This is a genomic window from Streptomyces sp. NPDC002276 (assembly GCF_053891435.1).
Genome location: NZ_JBSFCQ010000022.1, coordinates 134061 through 145497 on the forward strand (window position 1 = coordinate 134061; position 11437 = coordinate 145497).

General features: G+C 70.7%; 11 protein-coding genes. 7 read left to right on the forward strand and 4 right to left on the reverse strand.

Annotated features, from left to right (window positions below; translation table 11 throughout):
- The first annotated feature begins 179 nt into the window (after positions 1-179).
- From iolC to ACWIHT_RS39920, 6 genes are read left to right on the forward strand one after another with little or no spacing between them, the layout of a single operon-like run.
- Entirely contained in the window at positions 180-1148 is a 969-nt protein-coding gene (gene iolC / locus ACWIHT_RS39895) for a 5-dehydro-2-deoxygluconokinase (RefSeq protein ID WP_456173430.1), read from the forward strand.
- A gap of 39 nt (positions 1149-1187) precedes the next feature.
- Entirely contained in the window at positions 1188-2066 is an 879-nt protein-coding gene (locus ACWIHT_RS39900; RefSeq protein ID WP_456173431.1) for a Cgl0159 family (beta/alpha)8-fold protein, read from the forward strand.
- Between the two features lie 14 nt (positions 2067-2080).
- Complete coding sequence (gene iolB, locus ACWIHT_RS39905) at positions 2081-2977, forward strand: 5-deoxy-glucuronate isomerase (protein WP_456173432.1); 897 nt, start codon at positions 2081-2083, stop codon at positions 2975-2977.
- Positions 2977-4854 (forward strand): 3D-(3,5/4)-trihydroxycyclohexane-1,2-dione acylhydrolase (decyclizing), encoded by a 1878-nt coding sequence (gene iolD / locus ACWIHT_RS39910; protein WP_456173434.1) that lies wholly within the window; start codon positions 2977-2979, stop codon positions 4852-4854. Before iolB ends, iolD begins: the two co-directional genes overlap by 1 nt.
- A gap of 37 nt (positions 4855-4891) precedes the next feature.
- Positions 4892-6385: a CoA-acylating methylmalonate-semialdehyde dehydrogenase gene (locus tag ACWIHT_RS39915; protein ID WP_456173436.1), complete on the forward strand. Its 1494-nt coding sequence runs from the start codon at positions 4892-4894 to the stop codon at positions 6383-6385.
- A gap of 33 nt (positions 6386-6418) precedes the next feature.
- Positions 6419-7204 (forward strand): GntR family transcriptional regulator, encoded by a 786-nt coding sequence (locus tag ACWIHT_RS39920; RefSeq protein WP_307783379.1) that lies wholly within the window; start codon positions 6419-6421, stop codon positions 7202-7204.
- Here ACWIHT_RS39920 and ACWIHT_RS39925 read toward each other — a convergent pair.
- Both ACWIHT_RS39925 and ACWIHT_RS39930 read right to left on the reverse strand, forming a co-directional pair.
- Positions 7194-8192: an aldo/keto reductase gene (locus ACWIHT_RS39925; protein ID WP_456173437.1), complete on the reverse strand. Its 999-nt coding sequence runs from the start codon at positions 8190-8192 to the stop codon at positions 7194-7196. The genes ACWIHT_RS39920 and ACWIHT_RS39925 overlap by 11 nt on opposite strands.
- 87 nt (positions 8193-8279) lie before the next feature.
- Entirely contained in the window at positions 8280-8942 is a 663-nt protein-coding gene (locus ACWIHT_RS39930) for an NUDIX domain-containing protein (protein WP_456173438.1), read from the reverse strand.
- Between the two features lie 165 nt (positions 8943-9107).
- Here ACWIHT_RS39930 and ACWIHT_RS39935 point away from each other — a divergent pair, with 165 nt between their 5' ends.
- Positions 9108-10235, forward strand: coding sequence for a DUF5954 family protein (locus tag ACWIHT_RS39935; protein WP_456173439.1), 1128 nt, complete (start codon positions 9108-9110; stop codon positions 10233-10235).
- A gap of 87 nt (positions 10236-10322) precedes the next feature.
- Here the strand turns inward: ACWIHT_RS39935 and ACWIHT_RS39940 are convergent, their stop codons facing one another.
- Both ACWIHT_RS39940 and ACWIHT_RS39945 read right to left on the reverse strand, forming a co-directional pair.
- Positions 10323-10922, reverse strand: coding sequence for a DUF305 domain-containing protein (locus ACWIHT_RS39940; RefSeq protein WP_456173440.1), 600 nt, complete (start codon positions 10920-10922; stop codon positions 10323-10325).
- A 73-nt stretch (positions 10923-10995) separates the two neighbouring features.
- Positions 10996-11334 carry a DUF6153 family protein gene (locus ACWIHT_RS39945; RefSeq protein WP_456173441.1) on the reverse strand — a complete coding sequence of 113 codons (339 nt, stop codon included), beginning with the start codon at positions 11332-11334 and terminating at the stop codon, positions 10996-10998.
- Between the last annotated feature and the right edge of the window lie 103 nt (positions 11335-11437).

Consider the following 11437-nt stretch of genomic DNA (forward strand, 5'->3'; position numbering starts at 1 on the left):
GGGACGGAATCCAATCCCCGGTCGCGCCCGCTGTCAATACTTTGTTAAGACATCATTTCACAAGCAGGTCCGAATGTAAGTACAAACTATTGACAGAGCGCCCCTCGGAGTCCTACACCTGGGAGTCGGCAGGCCCTCGGGACCCGCCCACCCCCCAGAAGCTCAGAGGAGTGCCGCGCATGGCCGAGTCAGCCCAGCCCTTCGATCTCATCACCATGGGTCGTATCGGGGTCGATCTCTACCCGTTGCAGTCCGGCGTGCCGCTGGCGCGGGTGGAGACCTTCGGGAAGTTCCTCGGAGGTTCGGCGAGCAACGTGGCCGTGGCCGCCGCCCGGCTCGGCCGGAACACCGCGGTGATCACCCGCACCGGCGACGACCCCTTCGGCGCCTACCTGCACGAGGCCCTCAAGGATTTCGGGGTGGACGACCGCTGGGTCACCCCGGTCGCGGACTACCCGACCCCGGTCACGTTCTGCGAGATCTTCCCGCCGGACGACTTCCCGCTGTACTTCTACCGGCAGCCCAAGGCCCCCGACCTGGAGATCCGCGGCGACGAGCTGGACTACTCCGCGATCCGCGAGGCCCGGGTCTTCTGGATCACCGGCACCGGCCTGAGCGAGGAGCCGAGCCGCTCCGCCACGCTGGCCGCCCTCAAGGCGCGCGACAAGGCGGGCACCACGGTCTTCGACCTGGACTGGCGCCCGATGTTCTGGAAGGACCCCGACGAGGCCCGCCCGTACTACGCGGAGGCCCTGCGCCACACGACGGTCGCGGTGGGCAACCTCGACGAGTGCGAGATCGCCACCGGCCTCCGCGAGCCCCGCGCCTGCGCCGAGGCGCTGCTGGAGGCGGGCGTGGAGCTGGCCGTCGTCAAGCAGGGCCCCAAGGGTGTGCTGGCCGTGCACCGCGACGGCACGACCGCCGAGGTGCCGCCGGTCCCGGTCGAGGTGCTCAACGGTCTCGGCGCGGGCGACGCGTTCGGCGGCTCGCTGTGCCACGGACTGCTGTCCGGCTGGGAGTTGGCGAAAATCATGCGGTACGCCAACGCGGCCGGCGCCCTCGTCGCCTCCCGTCTCGCCTGCTCCACCGCGATGCCCACCGAGTCCGAGGTCGAGGACCTGCTCGCCGGCGCGCGCGTGGGCGGCTGACCCCGTGACCGCCCGAGCCATCCCTGAACGGAGTTTCTCTTGAGCATCAGCATCCCCGACCTGGTCACGGTCAGAGCCAGGCATCCCGAGGCGATCGCCGAGGCGGCGGCCCGCCGGGTGCGTAGACCGCTGTTGGGTGCGAGCGGTCGCCTGATGATCGTGGCCGCCGACCACCCGGCGCGCGGCGCGCTCGGCGTCGGCGACCGCCGTACGGCCATGGCGAACCGCGCCGACCTGCTGGAACGCCTGTGTGTCGCGCTGTCCCGGCCGGGTGTCGACGGAGTGCTGGCCACCGCCGACATATTGGAGGACCTGCTCCTGCTCGGGGTCCTGGACGGCAAGGTCGTGATGGGCTCGATGAACCGCGGCGGGCTGTCCGGCGCCGCGTTCGAGATGGACGACCGGTTCACCGGTCACCGCGCCGAGGACATCGAGCGGCTCCGCTTCGACGCGGGCAAGCTGCTGCTGCGCATCGACTACGACGACCCGGGCTCGCTGACCACCCTGGAGTCGACGGCCCGCGCGATAGACGACATGGCGGCACGCCAACTCCCCCTGTTCGTCGAGCCGTTCATCTCCCGCCGGGTCGACGGCAAGGTCCGCAACGACCTGTCCGCGGAGGCCGTGACCCGCTCGATCGCCATCTCCTCGGGCCTGGGCGGCACTTCGGCCTACACCTGGCTGAAGCTGCCCGTCACGGCCGACCCGGACGACATGGCCGAGGTCATGGAGACCTCGACGCTGCCGGCCGTGCTGCTCGGCGGCGAGGTCGGCGACGACCAGGAGGGCGCGTACGAGAAGTGGCGCAAGGCGCTGCGGCTGCCCACCGTCCAGGGCCTGGTCGTGGGCCGCTCCCTGCTGTACCCCGCCGACGGCGGCGTCGAAGCGGCGGTGGACACCGCCGTGGGTCTGTTGTGAACCGGAGGCACACGATGACGAGCGCGTACCACCTTCCCGCGGGCAAGGCACTCGGCGGCCCCTACGTCGTGGACGTCACCCCCGAGTCGGCGGCCTGGGGCTACTCCAGCCTGCGGGTCCTGGAGCTGCCCCCGGGCGGCACGCACACCTTCGACACCGACGACAGCGAGTGGATCGTCCTCCCGCTCAGCGGCGCCTGCACGGTCTCCGCCGCCGACGACTTCGGCCACGACACCTTCGAACTCCACGGCCGCGAGAGCGTGTTCACCTCCGTGACCGACTTCGCGTACGTCCCACGGGATTCCCGTACGACGGTCTCGTCGCCCGGCGGTGGCCGCTTCGCGCTGACCGGCGCCCGCTGCACCCGGCGGCTGCCCGCCCGCTACGGCCCGGCCTCGTCGGTGCCGGTGGAGCTGCGCGGCACCGGCAACAGCAGCCGCCAGGTCAACAACTTCGGCGCGGCGGGCGTCTTCGAGTGCGACAAGCTCATCGCCGTAGAGGTGATCACTCCCGGCGGGAACTGGTCCTCTTTCCCGCCGCACAAGCACGACGAGCACCGGCCCGGTGAGGAGTCCGTCCTCGAAGAGGTCTACTACTTCGAGTTCGCCGACCACGAGGGCACACCGGGACTGGGCTACCAGCGCGTCTCGCCGTCGGGGCAGGGTCGTAACACGGACGTCCTGGCCGAAGTCCGGGGCGGAGACGTGGTGTTGATCCCGGACGGCTGGCACGGGCCCTCGATGGCGGTGCCCGGCCACCACATGTACTACCTCAACGTCATGGCGGGTCCGGACGAGGACCGCTCGTGGCTGATCTGCGACCACCCCGATCACGCCTGGGTCCGCGGCACCTGGCCCGAGCAGCCCGTCGACCCCCGCCTCCCCCTCTACACGGCACCGGAGAAGTCCTGATGACCAGCCCAACTCGCCGCCTGACCGTCGCGCAGGCCCTGGTGCAGTTCCTGTCGGTGCAGTACACCGAACGCGACGGCGTACCGCACCGGTTGATCGCCGGCACCTGGGGCATCTTCGGCCATGGCAACGTTGCCGGACTCGGCCAGGCGCTGCTGGAGGCCGGTGAGGAAACGATGCCGTTCCACCAGGGCCGCAACGAACAGGCCATGGTGCACGCGGCAGTTGGCTACGCCCGCCAGCTCGACCGGCTCTCCGCGCAGGCCGTCACGACGTCCATCGGACCGGGCGCCACCAACCTGGTCACGGGCGCCGCGCTCGCCACGATCAACCGCCTGCCGGTCCTGCTGCTGCCCGGCGACTACTTCGCGACCCGCGCCGCCGACCCGCTGCTCCAGCAGCTGGAGCACCCGGTCGAGGCCGACCTCTCGGTCAACGACACGCTGCGTCCGGTCTCCCGCTACTTCGACCGGATCACCCGCCCCGAGGCCCTGATCCCGGCCGCCCTGAACGCGATGCGCGTGCTGGCCGACCCGGTCGAGACCGGAGCGGTGACTCTGGCTCTCCCGCAGGACGTTCAGGCCGAGGCCTACGACTGGCCGGAGGAGTTCTTCGCCGACCGCGTGTGGCACGTACGGCGGCCCGCGCCGGACGCCTTCGAGCTGGCCGAGGCCGTCGAGGCGATCCGGTACGCCGAGCGCCCGCTGATCGTCGCGGGCGGCGGCATCCACCACAGCCGCGCCGAGGAGGCGCTGAAGGCCCTGGTCGACGCCACCGGCATCCCGGTCGCCTCCACCCAGGCGGGCAAGGGCTCGCTGCGTTACGACCACCCGGCCGACCTGGGCGGCATCGGCCACACCGGCACCGCGGTCAGCGACGACATCGCGCGCGCCGCCGACCTGATCATCGGGGTCGGCACCCGCTACACCGACTTCACGACGGCCTCCAACACGCTCTTCCAGAACCCGGCCGTCCGCTTCGTCAACCTCAACATCACCGCGTTCGACGCCCACAAGCTGGCCGCGAGCGCACTGGTGGCCGACGCGAAGTCCGGTCTGGAAGCGCTGACTTCGAGCCTCGAAGGCCACCGCGTGGACCCCGCCTACGAGGCCGAGTACCGCGCGGGCAAGGAGAGTTGGGAGCGGGTGGTCAGCGCCGCGTTCACCGCCCCGGACGAGAACGCCGTACCGACGCAGACCCAACTCCTCGGCGCCCTCGACGCAGTTGTGGGCGACGACGACGTGGTGATCAACGCGGCGGGTTCGCTCCCCGGCGACCTGCACAAGCTGTGGCGGGCGCGCAGCCCGCGCCAGTACCACCTCGAATACGGCTACTCCTGCATGGGCTACGAGATCCCGGCCGGCATCGGTGTCCAGCAGGCCGCGCCCGACGTCGCCGTGTGGTCGCTGGTCGGCGACGGCACCTACCTGATGATGCCGACCGAGATCGTCACGGCGGTCCAGGAGGGCCTGCCGGTCAACCTGGTGCTGATCCAGAACCACGGCTACGCCTCCATCGGCGGCCTCTCCGAGTCGGTCGGCGGCGAGCGCTTCGGCACCGCCTACCGCTACCGGACGGCCGACGGCACCTTCTCCGGCGACCCGCTCCCGGTCGACCTCGCCGCCAACGCGGCCAGCCTCGGCATGGACGTCCTGCGCCCCAAGACCGTGCGCGAACTGCGCGAGGCGCTCGCCACGGCCCGCGCCTCGGACCGGCCGACCTGCGTCTACGTCGAGACCGACATCGCCACCCCGACCGCTCCCCCGGCCGAGGCCTGGTGGGACGTACCGGTCGCCGAGACCGCCTCACGCGCATCGGCCGTAGAAGCCCGTCAGGAGTACGACCGCCAGGTCGTCGACCGCCGCCGCCACCTCTGAGCTGCTGAACTCCCCTCCCCCGAAAGGCACTCGCACCATGAAGACGATCACCCACTGGATCGACGGCAAGCCCGTCGAGAGCACGTCCGGCCGCTTCGGCCCCGTGTACGACCCGGCGACCGGCGCGCAGGAGAAGCAGGTCGGTTTCGCGACCGTCGACGAGGTGGACGCCGCCGTCGCCTCCGCGAAGGCCGCGTTCGAGAGCTGGGGCACCTCCTCGCTCGCCAAGCGCACCGCGATCCTGTTCAAGTACCGCGAGCTGCTGGACGCGCACCGCGACGAGATCGCCGAGCTGATCACCGCCGAGCACGGCAAGGTGCACTCGGACGCGCTCGGCGAGGTCGCGCGCGGCATGGAGATCGTCGAACTCGCCTGTGGCATCAGCGTGCAGCTGAAGGGCGAGCTGTCGACGCAGGTCTCGACCCGTGTCGACGTGGCCTCAATTCGCCAGCCGCTGGGCGTGGTTGCGGGCATCACGCCCTTCAACTTCCCTGCCATGGTGCCGATGTGGATGTTCCCCCTCGCCGTCGCGACCGGCAACACCTTCGTCCTGAAGCCGAGCGAGAAGGACCCGTCGGCGTCCTACCGCCTGGCCGAACTCGCCTCCGAGGCGGGCCTGCCGCAGGGTGTGCTGAACGTCGTGCAGGGCGACAAGGTGGCCGTCGACCGCATCCTGGAGCACCCGGACATCGAGGCCGTCTCCTTCGTCGGCTCGACGCCGATCGCGAAGTACATCCAGCTCAAGGCGGTTGAGCACGGCAAGCGCGTGCAGGCCCTCGGCGGCGCCAAGAACCACATGCTGGTCCTGCCGGACGCGGACCTGGACTTCGCGGCCGACCAGGCGATCAACGCGGCCTACGGCTCGGCGGGCGAGCGCTGCATGGCCGTCTCCGTCGTGGTCGCGGTCGGCGACACCGGAGACGAGCTGGTGAGCAAGATCGCCGAGCGCGCCGGCAACCTGCGCATCGGCCCCGGCAACGACCCGGCCAGCGAGATGGGCCCGCTCATCACCCGCGAGCACCGCGACAAGGTGGCGTCCTACGTCGCTTCGGCCGCCGCCCAGGGCGCGGAGGTCGTCGTCGACGGCACCGGCTTCTCGGTCGAGGGCCACGAGGACGGCTTCTTCCTCGGCGTCTCCCTCCTCGACAAGGTGCCGCTGACAGCGGACGCGTACAAGGACGAGATCTTTGGACCGGTCCTGGTCGTCGTCCGCGCCGAGTCCTACGACGAGGCCATCACCCTGATCAACAGCTCCCGTTGGGGCAACGGCACCGCGATCTTCACCCGGGACGGCGGCGCCGCCCGCCGCTTCCAGATGGAGGTCAAGGCGGGCATGGTCGGCGTGAACGTGCCGATCCCGGTGCCCGTCGGCTACCACTCCTTCGGCGGCTGGAAGGACTCCCTCTTCGGAGACCTCCACGTCTACGGCAACGACGGCATCGCCTTCTACACGCAGGGCAAGGTGATCACCACCCGCTGGCCGGACCCGGCCGACGGCGGTATCAACCTCGGTTTCCCCAGCAACTCCTGACAACCCGTCACGATTCGTGAGGAGGTGCCCTCTGTGGCGAAGACCGGTGGCTACTCGCGTGCCGTGACCGGATCCCCGCTCGACGGCCTGCATTTCGCCCTGGACCGCAACAGTCCGGTGCCGCTGTACTACCAGCTCGCGCAGCAGTTGGAGGCGGCGATCGAGCACGGGACCCTCGCGCCGGGCAACCTCCTGGGCAACGAGATCGACCTGTCGGTCCGCCTCGGCCTGTCCCGCCCCACCGTCCGCCAGGCCATCCAATCCCTTGTGGACAAGGGGCTGTTGGTCCGGCGGCGGGGGGTCGGCACGCAGGTGGTACACAGCCAGGTCAAGAGACCGCTGGAACTCAGCAGCCTCTACGACGACCTGGAGTCGGCCGGGCAGGGACCGACCACGGAGGTGCTGCGCAACGAGGGCGTGCCCGCGACCGCGGATGTCGCGGCCGCCCTCGGGGTCGCGGAGGGCAGCGAGGTCACGCTCCTGGAACGGCTGCGCTCCACGCACGGTCAGCCGGTGGCGTTCCTGTGCAACTACCTTCCGGCCAATCTGCTCGAACTCGACACCGCCCGGCTGGAGTCGACGGGTCTGTACCGGATGTTGCGCACCGCCGGCATCACCCTGCACAGCGCCCGCCAGACGATAGGCGCCCGCTCGGCCACCCCCGAGGAGGCCGCCCGGCTCGACGAGAAGGAGAACGCGGCACTGCTCACGATGCAGCGCACGGCGTACGACGACACGGGGCGGCCGGTCGAGTACGGGACGCACATCTACCGGGCGTCCCGGTACGCGTTCGACTTCCAATTGCTGGTCAGGCCCTGACCGGGACGGCGGAGTCCAGGCGTTCGCGCTGCTCCGCCGTCAGCTCCAGGTCCACGGCCGCGAGGTTCTCCTCCAACTGGGCCACCGACGAGGCCCCCGCGAGCGGGACGATCGGCAGCGGACCGCCCAACTGCCAGGCGAGTACCACCTGGTTGACGGTCGCGCCGGTGTCCCGCGCCACCTCTCGCAGGGCGGCGAGCCGGGTGGGGGTGCCGGGGTGGTCGTACTCGGCACGCAGCGGTTTGTCCTGGCGGGTGTAGGCGCCGGCCAGCAGGGGTGAGTAGGCGACCAGGGTGAGGGCGGGCTCGGCGCGCAGGTAGCCGAGCAGGTCGGGTCCCGCGCTGCCGAGGCTGCCGTCGGGGAAGAACTCGGACGGTACGTCGGTCCGGGGGCGCAGGTAGCTGTGCTGGTACTGGAGCACCTCGTAGCCGGGCAGTCCGGCCGCGGCGGCGAGCGCGCGGGACCGTTCCACGCGCCAGGCGGCGTGGTTGCTGACGCCGAGGAGGCCGACGGTGCCCTCGGCGACCAACTCGGCGAATCCTTCGACGGTTTCCCGCAGCGGAACGCTCTGGTCCTCGATGTGGGCGTACAGCAGGTCGAGTCTGTCGACGCCGAGGCGTTCGCGGCTGCGTTCGGCCGACTCGCGGATGACCTTCGCCGAGAGGCCCTCCGGGTTGTCGACGAATCCCGTGCCGGGGGCCAGCGGGCGGGCGCCGAGCTTGGTGGCGATGACGATCTCGTCGCCGATGCCGCGGCTGCGCCGCCACCGGCCGAGCAGTTTCTCGCTGTGGCCGCCCTGGCTTCCGTCGGTCCAGAACGCGTAGTTGTCGGACGTGTCGATGAAGTTCCCACCGGCCTCGACATAGCGGTCGAGCACGGCGAAGGAGGTCGCCTCGTCGGTGCGGGAGCCGAACAGCATCGCGCCGAGCGCGAGCACACTCACCTCGCGGCGGTGGGCCGGATCGGTGCCGATGGTGCGGTACTTCATGATGATCCCTCCCGTTCGCGCCCGGTGCTCCGGGCACGAACGGGAGTCTCGCTGTTGAAGCGCACTTCAAGTCAAGCTTCCGGGCGGCTACTTGGCGAACGGACCGTCCAGCGCCGCCCATTGGAGCAACATGATGGTCTTGGCGTCGGCGATCTCCCCGGTGCGGATCATCTCCAGGGCGCTGCGGAAGGGCAGTTCGAGGATCTCGATGTCCTCGCCCTCCTCCTGGAGGCCCCCGCCCTCGTGGGTGCGGGTCGAGGGGCCGTAGGAGGCGGCGTAGAAACCGATGCGTTCGGTGACCGAGCCGGGGCTCATGTAGACGTCGAAGACGTGCTCCACCTCGCCGACCGTGTGTCCGGTCTCCTCCACCACCTCGCGCCGTACGGCCTCCTCCGGGTGCTCGTCCTCGTCGTCGAGGAGACCGCCCGGGGTCTCGACGAGCATGCCGTCGGGGTGACCGTTGACGTACACGGGGAAGCGGAACTGGCGGGTGAGCAGGACCATTTGGCGCTCCGCGTCGTACAGGAGCAGGGTCGCGCCGTTGCCGCGGTCGTGGGTCTCGCGCTCCTGGGTGGTCCAGGTGCCGTCGGCGTGCCGGAAGTCGAAGGTGGTGGTGCGCTCGACGTACCAGTGGCTGGAGAGCAGTGTCACGTCGCGGACCCTGACCCGGGGGTTGCCGGTCAGATCGAGGCCGGTGCGGTCCAGGCCGGTGCGGCCCCGGCGGTCGGGGGTGTCGGCGCCCGCGGTCATCGGGTGCCTGCCGGAGAGGAGGAGTCGATCGAGTTGTTCATGCCCGACGTCTATCACCCCGGGGTGTGGGACGCGTGGCCGAAACCGGTGAGCCGCAAGCCCAACCGATGTGCCGGTTGCGTTGATTCGTCGCCCGACGTCCCCTCCGCTGGGCATGCTGGGAGCATGTCTGAGCACGGTGATCAGGTTCCCGGGTACCGGGTGATCAGGATGGAAGCGCTACAGGACGCACCGGCAGCCGCCCTCGCGGACGTGGAGGCGTGGCAGGCCCGCGAGGCCTACCCGAACGTCCTGGCCGGCGGTGGCCCGGTCTTCGGCGTGGCCGAGGAGTTGGATTCCGGCGGCTGGCGGGTCCTCTCCCGGTTCGGCAACATGGCCCCGCAGGGCTCCCGCGACACCCTGGCGATGACCTTCCGCCAACGCGCCCGGGAAGCCCTCGACGCGGGCGACACGGCGACGCAGCAGAAGTGGCTGCGCGGAGCGGAGCGCCTCGACTGGGAGAAGGTGGACGAGCTGACGGTGCTCGACCGCCGGTTCCGGGTCGTACGGGCCGACCAGTTCATCCGGATGGGACCGACCGGCCCCGAGCCGCCCCGGCCGTCCGACCCCGATCCGGCGAAGGTCGGGCACGGCCATGAACTGCCCAGCCGCACCACGGGGTTCGTGATCGACCCGTTCACCGCGACGGGCATGTCCGAGGGCATCCTGAGGATGGAACTGCTGTCGCTGGTCCGGGCCCCAGGCACGGCTCCCGCCCCCGTACGCAAGGACTCGGTGCGCGCCCTGAAGACGCATCCCGGGGGTGTGCTGCTGCCCGCCGAGTTCACCGCGGCGGAGTACGTGGACGGCGGCTGGCAGCCGACGCAGATGACGAACCCGAGCCCGCAGGGGGCGCGGGACACGCTCACCACCTATCTGCGGGTGATGGCGCCGGCCATGGAGCAGCTCGACGAGGAGACGCGGGCCGAGTACGCGCGGGCGGCCGACCGGCTCGACGCCGAGCGCTGCGACGACATCGTGATCGACGGGTGCCGGACCCGGATCGTGCGGGTCGAACGGCTCGTCCGCATCGGCCCCGACGGTCCCGAGGGCCCGCGCCCCTCCGACCACGACCCTGAGCTGCCGACCTCCGTCCAGGAGGAACAGCTGCGCGCGGAGGGGCTGTTCGACGAGAACCGCGTATTGAGCGAGGAAGAGGCCGAGCAGCAGCGGGTGGCGGAGAAACAGGCGAAGGAGTTCCTACGGCTGTTCGAGGAGCAGCGCCGCAAGCGGGAGGCGGCGGAGGGGTCCTGAGCGCGGGGGTGGGTCCGACCGCGCGGTACGCGGCCGGACCCACCCTGTTCGCCGGTGGCGTCGGCTCTCGCCTTCGCCGGCGAGGTGTCAGCCCTTGCCGAGCATCTTGTTCATCTGCGAGATCTCGGCACTCTGCGCCGTGATCACACCGGCCGCGAGCGCGGTGGCGGGGCGGTAACTGCCGTCCGCCTTCTCGGTCTTGGCCATCGCCACGGCGCCCTCGTGGTGTTCGACCATCATGTTGAGGAACATGGTGTCGAACATGGCGCCGGAGGCCTTCTCCAGCTTGCCCATGTCGGCGTCGGTCATCATGCCGGGCGTCGAGGACGACATGTCGTGGCCCATACCGGTCATGTCCTGGGGCACCTTCTCGCCCCACGCCGTGAGCCAGCCGGACATGGTCTTGATCTCGGGGTCCTGTGCGCCCTTGATCTTCGTGGCGAGGCTCTTGACCTGGGCCGAGGAGGCGTGGTCGGCGGCGAGCGAGGCCATCTCCACGGCCTGCCGGTGGTGCTGGATCATCTCCTTCGAGAAGGAGACGTCGGCGGCGTTGTGCCCGCCGGTCCTGGTCCCGCCGCTCCCCTTGCTGTCGCCGTCGCCGCCACAGGCGGCGAGCGTGAGGGCGGCCACGGAGGTGGTGACGGCGAGAGCGACGGTACGACGGGCGAACCCGCGTTGTGCGGTCATGGTGGTACTCCTGGAACTCGAACGGTCGTCTGTGCAGGGCATGCCGAAGCGCGCGGGTGGCGCGTGGGCCGCTCTAGATCCGCAGGAGTTGGAGTTCGGAGAGGGAGGGCGGGGCTCGGCCGCCGTCGGGGCCGCCGCCGGTCAAGGACCCGCGGGTGTCGGGCAGTTGGGCCCAGGCGGCCACATCGGGCACCAGCAGCGGAACCACCGCGGGAGCACCGGCGACGGAGGCGGAGGCGCAGGTCGCGTCCGCGTGGGTCATGTGGCTGCCGCAGTCGCCCGCGTCGTGATCGCACGCGTCCGGCGTCGAGGCCCGCTCGCCCACGGACGTGGCGATGCTCATGGCGGTCGTGGCGGTCACGGCGTGCTCGGGCGCGGGGTGGGCCAGCGGAACGGGCCCGAGTCCGTGCATGCCCAGCACCGACCCGGCCACCGTCCGCGAGCACGGGACACCCCTGTCGGAGACACCGGGCGTCGAGTTCCTCGGCTTCACGGACGGCACCGCCTCCTTCGAA